The organism is Azonexus sp. MM2026_4, from assembly GCF_055901855.1.
Map to the genome: position 1 here is coordinate 2230183 of NZ_CM148380.1, position 18005 is coordinate 2248187.

Genomic DNA, 18005 nt, shown 5'->3' on the forward strand with positions numbered 1-18005 from the left:
TCAGCTCCCCGCAAACAAGGCGGCGAGGCGCGCCGTGCTGCCGCCGACCAGGATCAGCAGGGGCGTCGGCCACACCCCGAGGACGACGATCGCCAGCGCCAGCAGCCCGGCGGCGACCGTTTCGCTGCGCGTCAGGTCGGCCAGTACGGCACCCGCCGGCGCCGGCTGACAGAAGCGGCCGATCACCCGCAGTCCGTAGGCCGCCGCGACCAGCATGGCAATGCCCAGCGCCACCACGGCAAATCCCCAGCGCCCGTAGGCGCCGTACAGGACGTGCAATTCGGCGACGAAACCGGCGCTGCCCGGCAGGCCGATGGCCGCCAGTAAGCCGAAGGCGATGAAGAAGGCAAAACGCGGCGCCAGCCCGTACAAGCCGCCGTAGTCGGCGAGGTCGCGGCGGTGGGTGCGCCGGTAAAGGAGACCGACGATCAGGAACAGCAGGGCCGCCGCCAGCCCGTGCGCGACCATCTGCAGCACGGCGCCATTGAAGCCGGCGGGGTTGAGCGCGGCGATGCCGAGCAGGACGACGCCCATGTGCGAAATCGACGAGTAGGCGACCATGCCTTTCAGGTCCTGCTGCCGCCAGGCGAGCAACGCACCGTAGAGCAGGCTGACCAGCGCCAGCAGCGCCAGCCAGGACTGCACCGCCTGGAAGGCGGCGGGCAGGGTCTCGGCAGCGCGGATCAGGCCGTAGGCGCCCATCTTCAGCAGCACGCCGGAAAGCAGGATGGACACCGGGCTCGGTGCCTCGACGTGGGCCAGCGGCAACCAGCCGTGCAGCGGGACGACCGGCATCTTGACCGCGAAGCCGATGAAGAGACCGGCGAAGATCAGCAACTGTAGCGGCAGCGGCAGGCTGCGCCCGCCCTGCGCCATGTCGTGCATGGCGAAGCTGTGGCCAGGCGCCGCGTCGTAGAGGAAGAGCAGCGCCACCAGCATGAACACCGAACCGCCCAGGGTATACAGGAAGAAGTTGAGCGCTGCCCGCTGCCGGTTCTCACCGCCGAGCCGATCGATCATGAAGAACAGCGGGAGTAGCGTCGCTTCCCAGAAAACGTAGAAAAGCGACCAGTCGCGGGCGGTGAACACGCCGAACATCGCCGATTCGAGCAGCAGCAGCAGGCAGTAATAAAGCTTGCCGCCGCCCGGAATGCCGCGCGAGACGATCACCGCGACCAGCGTCAGCACGGCGCTCAGCGCCAGCATGGCGAGCGAGATGCCGTCGACGCCGAGCGCGAAGTAGGAGCCGAGGCGGACGTTCCAGGCCTGGCTCTCGTACATCTGGACGGCGGCGCCGGCCGGATCGAAGCGCAGCAGCAGGCTGCCGACCAGCAGCAGCGAAAGGAGCGCCGCCAGCAGCGCCAGCCGCCACTGCAATTGCGCCCGCGCCGGCGCCAACGCCAGCAGGGCGGCGCCGACGACCGGCAGGAAAACCAGCAGCTTGAGCACCCCCGTCCCCCGCTCCCGTGATTATGAATTTTTGATGCGCGGATTATGCCAGTCTCCTCGGCGGCTTTGGCAAAATCGGAAAATCCGGCCGCCTGCGATTCTTTACACAAACGGAAAGGCTTTCGGTTACAATTTGGCAAATTTGCAATTTCAGCGACAGCAATGGCAGACAACGAATTTCTCAGCACCCGCCAGGCCGCACAACGTTTGGGCGTCTCCCTGGGTACGGTCCAGAACATGGTTGAAAACGGTGTCCTCGATGCCTGGAAGACGGCTGGCGGCCATCGCCGGATTCCCGCCAGCTCGGTGGACGCCCTGCTCGCCAAGCGGCGCAAGCAGATCGCCCGCAACGGCGACGCTTCCGGCCAGCTCGACATCCTGATCGCCGAAGACGATCCGACGCTGCAGAAGCTCTACAAGATGACCTTCGACAGCTGGAAGCTGCCGGTCACCCTGCGCATCGTCGGCGACGGTTTCGAAGGCTTGCTGCAGGTCGGTCAGCGAATGCCGGATATCCTGATCGCCGACCTGATGATGCCGGGCATGGACGGTTTCGAAATGATCCGCCGCCTGCGCGCGATGCCCGAACTGAGCCCGATGGACATCATCGTCGTCAGCGCCATCGACGCCCAGGAAATCCGCCAGAAGGAAATGCCCCAGGACGTCACCGTCTTCGGCAAGCCGATTCCCTTCCACGAAATCAAGGGTTTCCTGCTCGGCCGGCTGGCAGCGCGACAGCGCACCTGACGCAGGCAATCAACACCCATCCTTAAGAGATCGCCCGGCACAAGGGCGACGGGAACAGCAAGTCTGTTCCGGATCATGGAGAGCTTGGCGCAACCCCCAGGAGGAGGAGACATCAATGGGCTGGTTTGGCAATTCGGCATCGCTGGAAAAGGTTGATCGGGACATCGCGGCGATTGCCGACGGCGCCTCCGATCTCGCACACCCGGTCGGCAGTGGCGGCGGCGATATCGCCGGACGCATCGCCGGCAATCTCAACCGTTTCTTCGCGCGCATCCGCGGCCTGATCACGCACGCCCGCAGCAGCAGCGTCAGCATCGCCGCCGACGCGGCGCGCATGAACCACCTGGTGCAACTGACCGGCGACGCGGTACGCCGCCAGGAAGTGCTGGCCGAGGACATCTTCGCCTCGAGCAACCGGGTCAACCAGGCGGTCGGCGACGTCGCCAGCAACGCCGACGCGATCCAGGCGTCAACGCAGAACAACCTGGAAAAGGCGCAGCGTTCGCTGGTGCAGATGGAATCGGTGGCAAGCACGATGCGTTCGACCAACGAGCACATCGAGCACTTCTCGACGACGGTCGTCGAACTGCATAGCAGTTCGATGAAGATCAACGAGATCGTCTCGCTGATCAACGACATTTCCGACCAGACCAACCTGCTCGCCCTCAACGCGGCGATCGAGGCCGCCCGCGCCGGCGAAGCCGGCCGCGGCTTCGCCGTCGTCGCCGACGAGGTGCGCAAGCTGGCCGAGAAGGTGAAGACGGCGACCCTGGTGATCGGCCAGAACACGCAGTCGATGATCGACCTGGTCGCCGACACCTCGACCCGGACGCAGACCATCGTCGGCGAGGTCACCCGCGCCAACGACCACATCGGCACCTCGGCGCGCGACCTCGACACCATGGTCGGCGACTTCAAACGCACCACCGAGCAGTTGTCGACGATCGCCACGGCGATCTACAACCTGCGCGAAAGCAACCAGGCGATCCACCGCGAGGTCGAGGAAATCCGCAACCATTCGGTCAACATCTCCGGGCGCATGAAACAGTGTCAGGATTCGGCGAAGACGCTGCGCGAATCGACCGAGGACCTGCAATGCACGCTCGCCGACTTCCGCACCGGCAGCAGCATGTTCGACACCCTGCACGACCGCTGCATCGGCTTCCGCGACGCCGTCGCCGCCATCCTGCAACGCCTCGCCGAACGCGGCGTCAATGTCTTCGACCAGGCCTACAAGGAAATCCCCGGTTCCAACCCGAAGCGTTACACGACCGCCTACGACGCCCAGTGCGACAAGGAACTGACCGGCCTCTACGACCGCCTGCTCGGTGAAGTTCCCGGCCTCGTCTATTCGCTGGCCGTCGACAGCAACGGCTACGCGCCGGCCCACAACGGCAACTTCTCCCACCCGCCCAGCGGCGACCCCGCGGTGGACCTGGCGAAATGCCGGCACAAGCGCCTGTTCAACGACCCGGTCGGCCTCAAGCTGGCGCGCAACCAGAAATCCTCGCTGTTCCAGACCTACGTCCGCGACACCGGCGAGATCCTCAACGACCTGTCGATGCCGATCACCATCAACGGCCGCCACTGGGGCGCCGTGCGCATCGGCTTCAAGAGCGAACTGGTCGCTTAAGCCTGGTTGGCGGCAAAGAGGGCGTGCAGACCGGCCAGGTAGTCGCGCGCCGCGGGCGCCGACTCGGCCGGCGCCCAGGCAGCGCGCTCGACATCGAGCGCCGGGTTGTAGGGACCGGCCTTGACCTCGAAGATGACGGTTCCCGTTTCGAGCGCGACGACGCTGTGATAGACACCGGCGGCCAGCTCGACGCCGAGCGCCTCACCCGTTGCTTCGAACAAGCAGGTTTCCTGTACCCGGCCGCCATCGTCGAACAGAATCAGGCCGAGGCGACCGCGCAGGAGGGTCAGCGTTTCCCGCTTGCCCGGGGCGGAATGGCGGTGCGGCACGACATAGGAATCCGGCTCGATCGCAATGAGCAAACGCTGCACGGGTTCGGCGGCATCCTGATGTAGATTGCGATGCTGGCGACGGCGCGCCGCCCCGCGTGCCGAGTCGACCAGCGCATCGAGCATCGCGCGATCGATGTGGATCGTCATGAATAGACGATCTCGACGTTCTCCGGCTGCAACCATTCGGACAAAGCCTCGAGCAGGGCGTCGTCGAGGCGGACCTGCAGCGCAGGGCCGAGCAGCAGGTCGCACTGGGCGCTGGCGTTGCGGTAACGCACCCGGACCGTCGCCGGCCCCGGCGCGAAGGGCTGCAGCAGCGAGCGCAGGCGGCTGGCGTCGGCGCTGCCGTTCATCTTCAGCAGCAGATGCTTGGCAAAGCGCGCCCGCGCCTCGCCCAGCGTCATCAGGCGTTCGGCGGCGACGCTGTTGCCGCCGGAAAAATCGTCGTAGCGCACCTTGCCTTCGACGAGCAGGATTTCATCGGTGACGATCTTGCCGCGCTCGGCCTCGAACAACTCGTTGAACACCGACACTTCGACCATCGTCGTGCCGTCGTCGAGCTGGACGAAAAGCATCTTGCCGCGCCGGGTCATCTGCGTGCGCACGCCGACGACGACACCGGCCAGCACCTGGAATTCCTTGGCCGGCTCGAGCCGGTTCAACGGCCGCCGGACGAAGCGCGACAATTCCTTCTTGTAGCTGTTGTACGGATGGCCGGAGAAGAAGAAGCCGAGCGCCGTCTTCTCCTCCATCAGTTGTGTCCTCTCGTCCCAGGGCTTGACCGACAGGTATTGCGGCGCGTGCGCCTCGGCGACGTCGCCGATGTCGAACAGGCTGCTCTGCATCGCGTTACGCTCGGCCTGTTCGGCGAACTCCATGGCAATGCCGACCGATGCGAGCAGCTTGTGGCGGTCGCGGTCGATGCTGTCGAAGGCGCCGGCCTTGATCAGCGCCTCGATGGTGCGGCGGTTGACCATGCGCTTGTCGCAACGCTGGCAGAAGTCGAACAGGTCCTTGAACGGGCCGCCGGCTTCGCGGGCGCGCAGGATGTCATTGACCGCCTGCTCGCCGGTGCCCTTGACGGCGCCTAGGCCGTAGCGGATGGTCGAGCGATCGACCGGCTCGAAGCGGTAGGCCGAGGCATTGACGTCGGGGCCGAGGACCTTGACCTTGTTGGCGACGGTGTCCTCGTAGAAGATCTTCACCGTGTCGGTGTTGTCCATGTCGGACGACATGGTCGCCGCCATGAAGGCGGCGCAGTGATACTTCTTCAGCCAGGCGGTGTGATAGGTGACGACGGCGTAGGCGGCGGTGTGCGACTTGTTGAAGCCGTATTCCGCGAACTTGGTCATCAGGTCGAACAACTGCTCGGCGAGCGCCGGGTCATAGCCCTTCTCGCGGGCACCGGCGGCAATCGTCTCGCGGTGCTTGGCCATTTCCTCGGGCTTCTTCTTGCCCATCGCCCGGCGCAGCATGTCGGCGCCACCGAGCGTGTAGCCGCCGATGATCTGCGAGATCTGCATGACCTGTTCCTGGTACACGATGACGCCGTAGGTCGGCGCCAGGCAGGCGGTCAGGTCGGGGTGGAAATAGTCGATCGCCTGCTGGCCCTTCTTGCGCAGGATGAAGTCGTCGACCATCCCGGAGCCGAGCGGGCCGGGACGATAGAGCGCGAGCACGGCGATGATGTCTTCGAAACGGTCGGGCGCCAGCTTCTTGAGGAGCTTCTTCATGCCCTCCGATTCGACCTGGAAGATCGCCGTCGTGTTGGCGTCCTTGAGGATCTGGTAGGCCCCCGGGTCCTCGAAGCCGAGCGCCATCAGGTCGAGCTTCTCGCCGGTCATGCGGCGGATGTACTCGACCGCCAGTTCGATAATCGTCAGGTTGCGCAGGCCGAGGAAGTCGAACTTGACCAGGCCGGCCTTTTCCACATCGTCCTTGTCGAACTGCGAGACCGGCGAGGCGTCGGCGCCGGTGGCCTGGTAGATCGGGCAGAACTCGGTGATCTTGCCCGGCGCGATCAGCACGCCGCCGGCATGCATGCCGACGTTGCGCGTCAGGTCTTCGAGGCGGCCGGCCAAGTCGAACAGCTCGCGGATGGTTTCGCCGTCGCCGTCGCCTTCCATCATCTCGCGCAGTTGCGGCTCCTGCTCGAGCGCCTCGGCCAGCGACACCGGCTTGTTCTGGACGATCGGGATCAGCTTCGAGATGCGGTCGCACATCGAGTAAGGCAGACCGAACACGCGGCCGACGTCGCGGATCACCGCCTTCGACGACATGGTGCCGAAGGTGGCGATCTGGCTCACCGCGTCGGCGCCGTAGTGCTCGCGCACGTACTCGATGACGCGCCAGCGGTTGTCCTGGCAGAAGTCGACGTCGAAGTCGGGCATCGACACCCGCTCCGGGTTGAGGAAGCGCTCGAACAGCAGCGCGTAGGCGAGCGGATCGAGGTCGGTGATGCGCAGGCTGTAGGCGACCAGCGAACCGGCGCCGGAACCCCGCCCGGGGCCGACCGGCACGCCGTTGTGCTTGGCCCAGTTGATGAAGTCGGCAACGATCAGGAAGTAGCCGGGGAAGCCCATCTGGACGATGGTGTTGCACTCGAAGGCGAGCCGCTCGTCGTATTCCGGGCGGCGCTGGGCGCGCACCTCGGGGTCGGGATACAACTCGGCGAGACGGACTTCGAGGCCCTTCTTCGCCTCGTCGACGAGGAATTCGTCGATGGTCATGCCGGGCGGGATCGGGAAGTTGGGCAGGAAGTTCTTGCCCAGCGTCATCTCGATGTTGCAGCGACGGGCGATTTCCAGCGTGTTTTCCAGCGCTTCCGGCAGGTCGGCGAACAGCTCGACCATTTCGTCCTGCGACTTGAAGTACTGCTCCTCGGTGTAGATCTTCGGCCGCCGGTGGTCGCCCAGCACGTAACCTTCGGCGATGCAGACACGCGCCTCGTGGGCGCGGAAGTCGTCGCGGTTCATGAACTGGATCGGGTGCGTGGCGACCAGCGGGATGCCGGTTTCGCCGGCCAGGTCGGCGGTCTGCTGGACGATGGCTTCCTGCTGCGGCTGGCCGTAGCGCTGCACTTCCAGGTAGAAGGCGTCGGGGAAGATCGCCTCCCAGGCCTGCGCGCGTTCGGTCGCCAGGTCGAAATTGCCGTTCAGCAGCGCTTCGCCGACGTCGCCGAGATGCGCGCCGGAGAGGGCGATCAAGCCGTCGCAACCGATTTCGGCGAACCATTCGCGGTGGATCTCGGCGCGGTCGCGCCGCCCCTCGACGGTATAGGCGCGGGTCAGCAGTTCGCACAACTGCTGGTAACCCTGGCGGTTGCGCACCAGCAGCAACAGGCGACCGGGAGCGTCCGGCGCCTCCGGGTTGGCGATCCAGACGTCGGCGCCGGCCACTGGCTTGACCCCCTTGCCGCGGGCGCCGGTGTAGAACTTGACGAGGCCGAACAGGTTGCCGAGATCGGTCAGCGCCAGCGACGGCATGCCGTCGCCGGCTGCCCGCTTGACCGCGTCGCCGATGCGGACGATGCCGTCGGTGACCGAATATTCCGAATGGAGACGAAGATGAACGTAGCGCGGCGAATTCATCGCCGGGATTTTACCTCGCCACGCCTCATCGCGGCGGCACCAGTTTCAGCACCAGGAGTCCGAGCAGCAAGCCCCAGAAGGCGCTGCCGATGCCGAACAGCGACATCCCCGAGGCGGTGGCCAGGAAGGTGACCAGCGCCGCTTCCCGCTCGCGCTCGTCGGCGAGCGCCGCGCCGAGGCTGTTGCCAATGGTGCCGAGCAGCGCCAGCCCGGCGATCGCCGCGATCAGCGCCGCCGGCAGCGCGCCGAACAGCGCGGCGACGGTCGCCCCGAAGAGACCGGTAAACAGGTAGAAGACGCCGGCCCAGATGGCGGCCCGGTAACGCTGCGCCGGGTCGGGATCGGCCGCCGGGCTCATGCAGATGGCGGCGGTGATCGCCGCCAGGTTGAAGGCGAAGCCGCCGAACGGCGCCAGCAACAGGCCGGTGACGCCGGTCCAGGTGATCAGCGGCGAGGCCGGCGTCGAGTAGCCGTTGGCGCGCAATACCGCCAGACCGGGCACGTTCTGGCTGGCCATGGTGACGATGAACAGCGGCAGGCCGACGCCGATCAGCGTGGTCAATGAAAAGGTCGGCGTCGTCCACACCGGCAGCGCCAGCGTCAGGCTCACCGCCTCGCCGTGGATCATGCCGCCGACCGCGGCGAGCAGCAGGCCGACCATGAAGGCGAGCGGCACGGCGTAGCGCGGCAGCCAGCGGCGACCGGCGAAATAGACGGCGAACATCGCCCCGACCAGCAGCAACTCGCTGCCCAGCGCGGTGAACAGCGCCATCCCGAAGCGCGCCAGGACGCCGGCCAGCAATGCCGCCGCCAGCGATTTCGGGACGTGGCGCATGATCGCCTCGAACAGCCCGAAAACGCCGCAGACGACGATCAGCGCCGAAGCAAACAGGAAAGCGCCGATCGCCTCGCTCATCGGCACGCCGGTGAGACCAACGGCAAGCAGCGCCGCCCCCGGCGTCGACCAGGCGGTCAGCACCGGCGCCTTGAACCACAGCGACAGGCCGACCGAGGTGGCGAACATGCCGATGCCGAGCGCCCACAGCCACGAGCCGATCAGTTCGGCACCGGCCCCGGCGGCGCTCGCCGCCTGGAAGACGATCGCCGCCGAACTGGTGTAGCCGACGAGGACTGCGATGAACCCGGCGGTCAGGTGGGAGACGGAAAACAGGCGGCGCATGGCGGCAACATCCGGAAAAACAGCCCGGCATCATAGCAGGCGGCCGACGGCTGGAGCCCGCCCGGCTTCTCGGTTACAGTCGCAACTCACCAACAAAACCGATAGAGGAGACCAGAATGAACGAAGAATCCTGTCTGTTGCGCGACGACCGGGCCGACGGCCTGACCACGCTGACCCTGAACCGGCCCAGCCAGTTCAATTCGCTGTCGCGCGAGATGCTGACGGCGCTGCAGAGCGAACTCGACGCCATCGCCGCCGACGAAAAAGTCCGCGTCGTCGTCATCGCCGGCGCCGGCAAGGCCTTTTGCGCCGGCCACGACCTCAAGGAAATGCGCGCCAACCACAGCAAGGAGTTCATGCAGGCGCTGTTCCGCCAGTGCGGCGAATTGATGCTGACGATCACCCGCCTGCCGCAGCCGGTGATCGCCCGCGTTCACGGCATCGCCACCGCCGCCGGCTGCCAGCTGGTATCGATGTGCGATCTGGCGGTGGCTGCCGACGTCGCCAAGTTCGCCGTCTCCGGCATCAACGTCGGCCTTTTCTGCTCGACGCCGGCGGTCGGCCTGGCGCGCAACCTGGGGCGCAAGGCGGCACTGGAAATGCTGCTCACCGGGGAGTTCATCGACGCCATGGAAGCCCGCGCCAAAGGCCTGGTCAACCGCGTCGTCCCGGCCGACGCGCTGGACGCCGAAATCGAGCGCCTGGCCGGCTCCATCCTCGCCAAGAGCGCCGTCGCCGTGCGCATGGGCAAGGGCATGTTCTACAAGCAGCTGGAAATGGGCCTCGCCGACGCCTACGACTATGCCGGCGAGGTGATGGCCTGCAACATGATGAGCGAGGATGCCGGCGAAGGCATCGACGCTTTCATGCAGAAGCGCAAGCCGGCCTACAAGGGCTGCTGATCAGGCCGGCGGCTGCCAGTCCCGGGGCAGGATGGCCGGGGCCGGGCGGCCGATGTAGTAGCCCTGGGCGCGGTGGATTTCCATGCGTTCGAGTTCGCGCAGCACTTCCGGCGATTCGACGTACTCGGCGACCACCGCGATGCCCATTTCCCGCGCCAGCGAACGGATGCTGGTGACGAAGGTGCGGTCCTTGTTGTTGACCAGCATGTTGGCGATGAAGTCGCCCTCGATCTTCAGGTAGTCGATCGGGAAACGCCGCAGGTAGTGGAAGGACGAGAAACCGGAACCGAAGTCGTCGATCGCCAGCTTGAAGCCGTCGGCCTTGAGGTCGATCAGGAAGCGTTCGAGCAGGGCCAGATTCTTCACCGTGTCGCGCTCGGTGATCTCGAACACGATGCGATCCGGCTCGACGCCGCTGGCGGCGATGATGCGGCGCAGGTCGCGGGCGAACTCGCTGAACACCAGCGCCCGCGGCGACAGGTTGACGAAAATTTCGCCGTCGTGCCCCTGCTGCGACAGGGAAAACAGCGCCCGCTCCAGCACCAGCATGTCGAGACGGTGGATGACGCCGATCTTCTCGGCGATCTCGACGAACTCGTCGGCGCGGATCATCTCGCCGGCCAGATCGATGCGCGACAGTACCTCGTAGGCGACGATCTGCCGGCTCGCCACATCGAGGATGGGCTGGAAGTAGGGAACGATGCGCTGGTTCTCGATCGCCTCGACGACCATCAGGCTCTTCTGCGAGATGTCGCGGAAGATCTCGACGACGTCGTCCGGGGTCGGCACCGCCACCTGGTCCTTACCCGCCGCCTTGGCCCGGTACATCATGTTGTCGGCGAACATCAGCAAGTCCTTGGTGCTGTCCGCGTGGTCCGGATAGACGGCCAGGCCGATCGACGCCGTGCCGCGCAGGCGGACGCCTTCCGGCGTGATCACCTCGAGCTGCTCGACGGCGCTGCGCACCCGCTGCGCCACCACCACCACCGATTCCTGGGTCGCTTCCGGCAGCACGGCGACGAACTCGTCGCCGCCGTAGCGGACCAGGATGTCGCCGTCGCGCAGCGCCCCCTGCACCTGGCGCGCGAAACGCTGCAGGTAGGTGTCGCCGACGGTGTGGCCGTGGTTGTCGTTGACCAGCTTGAAGTTGTCGAGGTCGATCAGCAGCAGGCCGAAGCTGTAGCCGTTGCGCTGGGCACGGCCGATCTCGTAGGACGAGAGTTCCCAGAAGACGCGCTGGTTGAAGAGGTCGGTCAGCGGGTCGCGCGTCGCGTAGTACTCGAGATCGCGCGTGTACTTGTAGATCGCCTTGACCGAGCCGACGACGTTGAGCAAGGTCGACAGCACGCTCTCGACCACCAGGTAGCGCGTCTCGTCGTCGAGCACCCCGGCATGGACGCCGATGCCGACGATGCCGCCGATCTTCGGCTTGTCGACGAAGAAGGACTTGGCGCGCAACGACACCTCGGCGTCGCTCAACTCGACCACCGGGCCGTCGCTGTTGGCGACGTGGTGATGGACGGCGAAGCTGCCGCATTCCGAGAAGGTCGCCGTGCGCATCAGCTCCTGGTTGATGTAGTGCTCCATCCGCCGCTTGGTGTCAAACGACACCGGCCCGTACCAGAAGACTTCGAGGTCGAACATCTCGTCGTCGATCTTGAAGATCGAGAACAGCGTATGCGCTGGCAGGATGGTATTGATGTCGACCAGCAGACGGCCGACGTACTCGCGCCAGTCGCGGACGACATCGGCGGTGATGACGAACTTCTCGAGCAGGCCGATCTCGAAACTGAGGACATCCTTGTCCACGGCGATGCCGCGCACCTTGTCGAGCAACGCGCGCAACGCCTGGTCGATGCGCTTGAGTTCGACGAAGACGAAATCGCGCTCGGTCACCGCCAGCGCCTTCAGGTCGCCAACCGCGCCGACCTGATCGAACTCCTGCTGCAGGCTTTCGACGGCACCTTCGATGCGCCGACCGACCCACCACACGGCAGCGCCGGCGAGAATCGCCGCCAGCGGCACGAGCAAGGCGAAGGCCAGTAGCAACTCATGGCGCGCGTCGGCGAGCAGGCCGGCGTATTCCTGGCGCACTTCGATCGCCCCCAGCGCGACGCCCGGCTGGACGTTGGTATGGCATTTCAGGCAACGCGCATCGGCGAGCAGCGGGTAGATATGGCGCGCTTCTTCCTTGCTGTCGATCTGGGTCGCGCGGCCAGTGCGCAAGGCTTCGGCGAGCGGCGCATCGATCGGCGGCTGGGCGATCTCGCCGTACAGCTCGACCACCGGCTGACCGCGGTAGATCTGCACCTGCATGCTGCTGCCGGCACCGGACCCCGCCATCTCGCGCAGGAAGTCGTTGGCCTGCTTGCGGCTCCAGCCCTGGCTCATCAACTGGTACATCGAGGCGAAGGTGATCCGGGTCGCGGCATCGGACGCGCGCGCGGCGTTGGTCCGCACGATGTTGTCGAAAACCCGGTCGAGCGACCAATAGGCGCCGCCAAAAAACAAGGCTGCGACCACGGCCGAGGTCGCCAGAATGAAACTGTTGATGCGCATAGCGTTCTCCCCGCGCAGAGAGTATCACCAAATCCGCCCGATCCGCCGCCGGCGGCGAATGCCGCGAGTATGTCACGTCGGCCGCCCGGCTGGTCGCCGGGGTTACAATCCGCCCCATGCAGCCCCTTCCGGCCTTCCTTCCCGTCCTGCAACGCCACCTGCACTGGCTGGCGCCCGCCGTTTTCCTCGCCGCCCTCGCCGCCGCCTTCGTCCAGGCGCCGCGCGCCACGGCAACCGGCTTCGCCGTGCCGGCCACCCGCCCCGCCCCGCCGACGCCACCGCTCCATCAGGCGCGGATGCTCCCCGGCACCGGTTCCGCCGCCGCCAGCCCGAGCCTGGCCCGGCTCGCCGACGGCACGCTGGTCGCCGCCTGGGTCGGCGTCGCCGGCGGCAAGTACGCGCAGGACGCAATCTGGTTCAGCCGCCTGATCGACGGCCAGTGGCAGGAGCCGCTGCCGCTGACCACGCTGCAGGACAGCGCCGGCGCCGTCTTCGCCCATATCGACCGCCTCGCCCACCCGGTGCTCGCCGCCGACGGCGACCGCCTGCAGCTCTGGTACGCCGCCAGCGGTGTCGGTGGCGTCGGCGGCCTGCTGCTCTACAGCCAGTCGGACAACGGCGGGCGGCACTGGCGACGGCCCGAACTACGGATCACCACGCCGTTCACCGGCAGCGCCCCCTTGGCGCAAACCCCGCTGCCGCTGGCCGATGGCGGCTTCGGACTGACCCTCAGCCAGTCCGCCCTGCGCCCTTACGGCGAATGGCTGCGCGTCGACCGCGCCGGCCGCATCGTCGACAAACGCCGCCTGCCGGCCGGCACCGCCTACCCGGCCATCGCCGCCACCGACAACGCCAGCGCGACGGCGCTGTCGGTGGCCATCCCCGGCCCTGGCCTGGCCGCCGCGCGCAGCACCGACGGCGGCGCCAGCTGGCAAGCGGCGCCGCCCTCGGCGATCGCCAATCCCGGCACGCCGCTGGCGCTGCTGGGCCTGGCCAGCGGCCGTCTGCTGCTGGCCGGCAACGAGGGCAGCGGACGCGGCCGCCTGGCGCTCTGGCTGGGCGACCCGGACGGCAGCAACTGGCGCCTGGCACGCCGCGTCGAGGACGCCGCCGACGCCACCGCCGATTTCTCGGAGCCGGCGCTGCTGCAGGCCGCCGACGGCCGCATCCACCTCGTCTATGCCTGGCGCCGGCAGGGCATCCGCCACCTCGCCTTCAACGAGGCCTGGCTCGCCGGAGGCCTGCCATGAACCTGCTCGCCGCCTACGGCCTGCTCGCCCACGGCCTGATCTTCGGCGGCCTGGTCAGCCTGCTGCCGCTCGGCGTGCTGCGTCCGCACGCGGCGCTGGCGGGAACCACCGTCGCCCTGCTGGCCGGCATCGCGCCGGCGCTGCACGGGTTGTTCGGGCCGCCCTCGCTGACCCTGCTGATCCTGGCGCTGCTCCACCTGCGGCAACGGCCGCTGGTGCCGTTGACCTACCCGGCGGCGCTGGTCGTCGTCGGTGTCGCCGCGCTCTTCTACCCGACCGCGCTCGGCTGGGGCGGCTTCGACCCCTACGCCCTCGGCTACCAGCCGCTGCCTCTGCTGGCGGCCCTGCTGCCGTTCGGCATCTTGCTCTGGTGGCGCGGCCTGCACAGCTGGCTGCTGATCCTCGCCGCCGGCCTCGCCGCCTACGCCGCCGGCCTCTTCGCCAACCTCTGGGACGCGCTGCTCGACCCGCTGCTGGTCCTGCTCGCGCTGAGCGTCGTCCTGCGCGGACTGGCAATCCGCCTCATCGTCATCCGGCGACAACGCCGCGCTGACCCATGAAAAACTTCGCTGCAGCAATCACCGCCTGTTTACTGGCGATTTCGGCACCCCCCGGCGATGCCGGGGCGCAGATTCAGCCATGTTCGCAGAAGCTGGCGCCGATCGCCGACGGGCGGCTCGGCCAGGCCGTTGCTACGCTGCTGCGCCAGCATCCCGAGCTTGTGGTGCAGACGGACGACGCGCCCTGCCGGCACGCCAGGGAAACAGCCCGGGCAATCTCGCGGACGGTGGGTCGCGACCATCTCAAGCGTCTGACCGGCTACGAGCTGGTCAAGCTGATCAACGGCGAAAGCTATTTCACGGTGGAGCGTTTCCGGACCTCGTCGCCGGACGAGCTGCAAAAGCTTGCCAGCGCTCTGGATGGCGTGCGCGGAAAAAAACTGCGCAGCGAAGCCAACACGGTCTACGCGTATTTCCTGGTCGACGCCAGCCTGATCATCATGATTTCTTCCGCCGCCGGGGGAGGGGCCAACGCGGCGCTGTTCGCCGAAATCCGTCGGGGCTTCCCGGCGCAGTAGCGCGCCGCCCCGGCCGTTTCAGGAGCGCAGCGCGTCGTTGATCAGCGTGCGCACGCTGGACGCCTCGAACGGCTTGTCGCAGATGGCGGAGACGCCAGCCCGCTCGACCGCCGCCAGGCGCCCCATGTTCTGCTCGCTGGTCACCATCAGCACCGGCACGTCGGCCTGCCAGCTCTGGGTGCGGATGTACTCGGTGAGTTCGCGGCCGTCCATCTCCGGCATGTTGTAGTCGGTGATGACCAGATCGAACAGGTTTTCCTGCAGCACGGCGACCGCCTCGCGGCCGTTGGCGCATTCGGTGATGCGCGTGATCCCCAGCTCTTCGAGCAGGCGCCGCAGGTAGTGGCGGGAAGCGACGCTGTCGTCGACGACCAGCACGCGCAAGGCTTCGATGTCGGCGACATCGAGCTCTTCCGGCGGGTTGAGGTTATCCACCGCGGCGTAGAGGGCGCGCGCCAGTTGCTGCTCGGTGAAGGGCTTGGCGACGATGGCGCAGGCGCCGGACTGACGGATCGGTTCGAGCAGTTGCGGCCGGGTTTCGCTGGAAACCAGGATGAAGGGAATGGTTTCCAGCATCGGTTCGGCACGCATCGCCGTCACCAGTTCGGTGCCCGGCATGTCCGGCAGGTAGAGGCTGCTGATCACCACCTGGCCGGGGTCCGGATCGTTCAGCGCGGCCAACGCCGCGCGCGCCGTGGTGACCGCGGTCACCCGCCGGATACCCTGGTGTTCGAGCATGCGCGTGACGAGGTTGGCTTGCATCTGCGACGGCTCGACCAGCAGGACGACGAGTTCGGCCAGGGAAGAAGTCAGGGCCATGCGGTTCACTCCGGGAACGACGATGGCCCTCACTATAGCAGCGCGCCGCTTACTTGAAGCGGCCGGTGACGGCGGCGATGCGCTCGCCGAAGCGGCGGGCGGTCTCGATGTCGCCGGCGGGAATTTCGGCAGCGGGAGCATCGGACGGGCACTGCACCATCAGACCGACCGAACCGCCCAGGCTATTGACGTCATTGCGCGTCGCCGCCTTGGTGTTGCTCGGCAACATGCCGAGCGAAACCCACAGGCCGCCGTGCTGCGACGCCAGCGTGTGCAGGTAGGCCAGCGTCGAGCCCTTGTCGCCGATCGGGCTGGCGCTGCAACTGAAGCCGGCAAACAGCTTGTCCTGCCAGACGCGGGTGAACCAGGCCTTGGACGAGGCATCGGCGAACTTCTTGAACTGCCAGCTCGGACCGCCCATGTAGGTCGGCGTGCCGAAGACGATGGCGCTCGCCGCGGCGAGCTTGTCCCAGGCGCCTTCGGGCAGGTTGCCCTCGGCGTCGATGGCGAGCAGTTCGGCGCCGGCACCGGCGGCGACGGTTTCGGCAACGCGCTGGGTGTGGCCGTAACCGGAGTGATAGACGACGACAACTTGGCTCATGGTGTTTCCTTTCGGGGATGAAGGTCAGATTGATTCGGGTGGAAGGTCGAAGAACAGGAACTCGGCCGCTTCGTCGGCCAGGAACTCGATGTGCGCCTCGTCGGCGAGCGCCGCACCGTCGCCGGCGGCCAGCGCTACACCATTCACCGTCAGGCGGCCGGCGACCAATTGCACCCAGCCGAGACGACCGGGTGCCAAGGCATGAACGAGACGGCTACCGGCAGCCGGCCGGCTGGCATAGACGCGGGCGTCCTGGGCGATCGTCGTGCTGCCGTCGGCGCCGTCGGGCGTGGCGATCGGCTGCAGGCGGTCGTGCAGCAGCGCCGGCGCGAAGCTGCGTTGCTCCCAGGAGGGCTGGCCGCCGGCCCGCGCCGGGCGCAGCCAGATCTGCAGCAGATGCGTCGACGCGCTCGACGACGGGTTGAATTCGCTGTGCCGGATGCCGCTGCCGGCGCTCATCCGCTGCACCTCGCCGGGGCGCAGCACGCCGCCGTTGCCGAGGCTGTCGCGGTGCTCCAGCTCGCCGCCGATCAACCAGGTGACGATCTCCATGTCGCGGTGGCCGTGCATGCCGAAACCGGCATCCGGCGCGATGCGGTCCTCGTTGATCACGCGCAGCGCGCCCCAGCCCAGATGCGCCGCGTCGTCGTAATCGGCAAAGGAAAAGCTGTGCTGCGCCTGCAACCAGCCATGGTCGGCATAACCCCGTTCAGCGGCACCGCGAAGCTTGACCATGATGAATCCTGTTGAATGAATACATTGCTTTGGCGCCATGTTAAGCCTAGAGTTCAACCGGAAACAGCGAACAATTTCGGCCGATTCATTCAATTAATTTCACATGAAGATCACCCTCGATCAGCTCCAGGTACTCGACGCCATCGACCACCACGGCAGCTTCACCGCCGCCGCCGCCGTGCTGCACCGGGTGCCGTCGGCGCTGTCGCACGCCGTCGCCAAGCTGGAAAGCGACCTCGGCACCCCGCTCTTCATCCGCGAAGGCCGCCGCGCCATCCTCAACGACGCCGGCCGCACCCTGCTCGGCGACGGTCGCCACCTGCTGCGCGCCGCTCAGGAGCTGGAACGGCGCGTGCAGCGCATCGCCACCGGCTGGGAAGCCGAACTGCGCATCGGCATCGACGCCATCATCCCCAGCGAACGGATCTTCCCGCTGATCCGCCGCTTCTACGACGCCGGCCACCATACCCGGATCAGCCTCGGCAACGAAGTCCTCGGCGGCACCTGGGACGCCCTCGCCGCCGACCGCGCCGACCTCGTGCTCGGCGCCCCCGGCGACCCGCCGGCGCGCGGCGGCATCAGCAGCCGCCTGCTGTGCCGGACGGTGATGCGCCTGGTGGTCGCCGCCGGGCACCCGCTGGCCAGCTGGCAGGGAGCGCTGCCGAGCGCCGAACTGATGCGCCACCGCGCCATCGTCATCGCCGACACCTCGCGCGAACTGACCGCCCGCACCGTCGGCCTGATCGAAGGCCAGGACGCGCTGCGCGTCCCCGACATGCGCGCCAAGGCGCAAGCCCAACTGGCCGGCCTCGGTGTCGGCCACTTGCCGGCCTGGCTGGCCGACCCGGAAATCGCCGCCGGCCGCCTCGTCGAACTGCAACTTGCCGACCCGCAACCGCCGCTGCAGTCGCACATCGCCTGGCGCAACCGCCAGATCGGCAAGGCGCTGCGCTGGTTCCTCGACGAACTGGCGAAACCGGCAACGCTGGCCATGCTCAGCGAGGGGCTAGGGACGGGCTGAGCGGGCGCGCCGCCTTCGCCGGCGGGATGGCAAGGAAGCGCCTTCTGACCACGGTACTAGCGGACTGGGTTCCGACGAAATACATCCGCAATCAACTTATGCTAACGTG

General features: G+C 67.2%; 15 protein-coding genes. 7 read left to right on the forward strand and 8 right to left on the reverse strand.

Annotated features, from left to right (window positions below; all coding sequences use genetic code 11):
• Nucleotides 1-1449 carry a complex I subunit 4 family protein gene (locus tag AC0KWY_RS10530; protein ID WP_474029602.1) on the reverse strand — a complete coding sequence of 483 codons (1449 nt, stop codon included), beginning with the start codon at nucleotides 1447-1449 and terminating at the stop codon, nucleotides 1-3.
• Nucleotides 1450-1611: 162 nt separating this feature from the next.
• Between AC0KWY_RS10530 and AC0KWY_RS10535 the strand changes: the two genes are divergently transcribed.
• Both AC0KWY_RS10535 and AC0KWY_RS10540 read left to right on the forward strand, forming a co-directional pair.
• Nucleotides 1612-2196, forward strand: a complete 585-nt coding sequence (locus AC0KWY_RS10535) for a response regulator (RefSeq protein WP_474029603.1) — start codon at nucleotides 1612-1614, stop codon at nucleotides 2194-2196.
• A 115-nt stretch (nucleotides 2197-2311) separates the two neighbouring features.
• Nucleotides 2312-3829, forward strand: coding sequence for a methyl-accepting chemotaxis protein (locus AC0KWY_RS10540; protein WP_474029604.1), 1518 nt, complete (start codon nucleotides 2312-2314; stop codon nucleotides 3827-3829).
• Here the strand turns inward: AC0KWY_RS10540 and AC0KWY_RS10545 are convergent.
• From AC0KWY_RS10545 to AC0KWY_RS10555, 3 genes are read right to left on the reverse strand one after another with little or no spacing between them, the layout of a single operon-like run.
• Nucleotides 3826-4308 carry a WbuC family cupin fold metalloprotein gene (locus AC0KWY_RS10545; protein WP_474029605.1) on the reverse strand — a complete coding sequence of 161 codons (483 nt, stop codon included), beginning with the start codon at nucleotides 4306-4308 and terminating at the stop codon, nucleotides 3826-3828. The two genes, AC0KWY_RS10540 and AC0KWY_RS10545, sit on opposite strands and share 4 nt — an antisense overlap.
• A complete protein-coding gene (dnaE, locus tag AC0KWY_RS10550; protein WP_474029606.1) occupies nucleotides 4305-7751 on the reverse strand; it encodes a DNA polymerase III subunit alpha in 3447 nt (1148 codons plus the stop codon). Before dnaE ends, AC0KWY_RS10545 begins: the two co-directional genes overlap by 4 nt.
• A gap of 25 nt (nucleotides 7752-7776) precedes the next feature.
• On the reverse strand, nucleotides 7777-8931 hold the full coding sequence (locus tag AC0KWY_RS10555; RefSeq protein WP_474029607.1) for a benzoate/H(+) symporter BenE family transporter: 1155 nt from the start codon (nucleotides 8929-8931) through the stop codon (nucleotides 7777-7779).
• A 116-nt stretch (nucleotides 8932-9047) separates the two neighbouring features.
• On the opposite strand from AC0KWY_RS10555, the gene AC0KWY_RS10560 reads away from it, so the two are divergent.
• Nucleotides 9048-9833 carry an enoyl-CoA hydratase gene (locus tag AC0KWY_RS10560; protein ID WP_474029608.1) on the forward strand — a complete coding sequence of 262 codons (786 nt, stop codon included), beginning with the start codon at nucleotides 9048-9050 and terminating at the stop codon, nucleotides 9831-9833.
• Here AC0KWY_RS10560 and AC0KWY_RS10565 read toward each other — a convergent pair whose 3' ends face one another.
• Nucleotides 9834-12392, reverse strand: a complete 2559-nt coding sequence (locus AC0KWY_RS10565; protein WP_474029609.1) for a putative bifunctional diguanylate cyclase/phosphodiesterase — start codon at nucleotides 12390-12392, stop codon at nucleotides 9834-9836.
• 116 nt (nucleotides 12393-12508) lie between these two features.
• Here AC0KWY_RS10565 and AC0KWY_RS10570 point away from each other — a divergent pair, with 116 nt between their 5' ends.
• From AC0KWY_RS10570 to AC0KWY_RS10580, 3 genes are read left to right on the forward strand one after another with little or no spacing between them, the layout of a single operon-like run.
• Complete coding sequence (locus tag AC0KWY_RS10570; RefSeq protein ID WP_474029610.1) at nucleotides 12509-13642, forward strand: exo-alpha-sialidase; 1134 nt, start codon at nucleotides 12509-12511, stop codon at nucleotides 13640-13642.
• Nucleotides 13639-14202: a hypothetical protein gene (locus AC0KWY_RS10575; protein ID WP_474029611.1), complete on the forward strand. Its 564-nt coding sequence runs from the start codon at nucleotides 13639-13641 to the stop codon at nucleotides 14200-14202. Before AC0KWY_RS10570 ends, AC0KWY_RS10575 begins: the two co-directional genes overlap by 4 nt.
• Nucleotides 14199-14720 carry a hypothetical protein gene (locus AC0KWY_RS10580; protein WP_474029612.1) on the forward strand — a complete coding sequence of 174 codons (522 nt, stop codon included), beginning with the start codon at nucleotides 14199-14201 and terminating at the stop codon, nucleotides 14718-14720. Before AC0KWY_RS10575 ends, AC0KWY_RS10580 begins: the two co-directional genes overlap by 4 nt.
• A gap of 18 nt (nucleotides 14721-14738) precedes the next feature.
• Here AC0KWY_RS10580 and AC0KWY_RS10585 read toward each other — a convergent pair whose 3' ends face one another.
• The 3 genes from AC0KWY_RS10585 to AC0KWY_RS10595 are packed head-to-tail and all read right to left on the reverse strand — an operon-like array spanning nucleotide 14739 to nucleotide 16875.
• Entirely contained in the window at nucleotides 14739-15539 is an 801-nt protein-coding gene (locus AC0KWY_RS10585) for a response regulator (protein WP_474029613.1), read from the reverse strand.
• A 49-nt stretch (nucleotides 15540-15588) separates the two neighbouring features.
• A complete protein-coding gene (locus AC0KWY_RS10590) occupies nucleotides 15589-16140 on the reverse strand; it encodes a flavodoxin family protein (RefSeq protein ID WP_474029614.1) in 552 nt (183 codons plus the stop codon).
• Nucleotides 16141-16164: 24 nt separating this feature from the next.
• On the reverse strand, nucleotides 16165-16875 hold the full coding sequence (locus tag AC0KWY_RS10595; RefSeq protein WP_474029615.1) for a pirin family protein: 711 nt from the start codon (nucleotides 16873-16875) through the stop codon (nucleotides 16165-16167).
• Between the two features lie 103 nt (nucleotides 16876-16978).
• On the opposite strand from AC0KWY_RS10595, the gene AC0KWY_RS10600 reads away from it, so the two are divergent.
• Complete coding sequence (locus tag AC0KWY_RS10600; protein WP_474029617.1) at nucleotides 16979-17896, forward strand: LysR family transcriptional regulator; 918 nt, start codon at nucleotides 16979-16981, stop codon at nucleotides 17894-17896.
• The last annotated feature ends 109 nt before the right edge of the window (nucleotides 17897-18005 follow it).

What these genes read in the sequence shown, in the direction of transcription:
- AC0KWY_RS10575 (WP_474029611.1), top strand. Translation starts at nt 13,639, where the DNA reads ATGAACCTGCTCGCCGCCTACGGCCTGCTCGCCCACGGCCTGATCTTC.
- AC0KWY_RS10545 (WP_474029605.1), bottom strand. Translation starts at nt 4,308, where the DNA reads ATGACGATCCACATCGATCGCGCGATGCTCGATGCGCTGGTCGACTCG.
- AC0KWY_RS10570 (WP_474029610.1), top strand. Translation starts at nt 12,509, where the DNA reads ATGCAGCCCCTTCCGGCCTTCCTTCCCGTCCTGCAACGCCACCTGCAC.
- dnaE (WP_474029606.1), bottom strand. Translation starts at nt 7,751, where the DNA reads ATGAATTCGCCGCGCTACGTTCATCTTCGTCTCCATTCGGAATATTCG.
- AC0KWY_RS10565 (WP_474029609.1), bottom strand. Translation starts at nt 12,392, where the DNA reads ATGCGCATCAACAGTTTCATTCTGGCGACCTCGGCCGTGGTCGCAGCC.
- AC0KWY_RS10560 (WP_474029608.1), top strand. Translation starts at nt 9,048, where the DNA reads ATGAACGAAGAATCCTGTCTGTTGCGCGACGACCGGGCCGACGGCCTG.
- AC0KWY_RS10580 (WP_474029612.1), top strand. Translation starts at nt 14,199, where the DNA reads ATGAAAAACTTCGCTGCAGCAATCACCGCCTGTTTACTGGCGATTTCG.
- AC0KWY_RS10555 (WP_474029607.1), bottom strand. Translation starts at nt 8,931, where the DNA reads ATGCGCCGCCTGTTTTCCGTCTCCCACCTGACCGCCGGGTTCATCGCA.
- AC0KWY_RS10595 (WP_474029615.1), bottom strand. Translation starts at nt 16,875, where the DNA reads ATGGTCAAGCTTCGCGGTGCCGCTGAACGGGGTTATGCCGACCATGGC.
- AC0KWY_RS10600 (WP_474029617.1), top strand. Translation starts at nt 16,979, where the DNA reads ATGAAGATCACCCTCGATCAGCTCCAGGTACTCGACGCCATCGACCAC.
- AC0KWY_RS10540 (WP_474029604.1), top strand. Translation starts at nt 2,312, where the DNA reads ATGGGCTGGTTTGGCAATTCGGCATCGCTGGAAAAGGTTGATCGGGAC.
- AC0KWY_RS10535 (WP_474029603.1), top strand. Translation starts at nt 1,612, where the DNA reads ATGGCAGACAACGAATTTCTCAGCACCCGCCAGGCCGCACAACGTTTG.
- AC0KWY_RS10590 (WP_474029614.1), bottom strand. Translation starts at nt 16,140, where the DNA reads ATGAGCCAAGTTGTCGTCGTCTATCACTCCGGTTACGGCCACACCCAG.
- AC0KWY_RS10585 (WP_474029613.1), bottom strand. Translation starts at nt 15,539, where the DNA reads ATGGCCCTGACTTCTTCCCTGGCCGAACTCGTCGTCCTGCTGGTCGAG.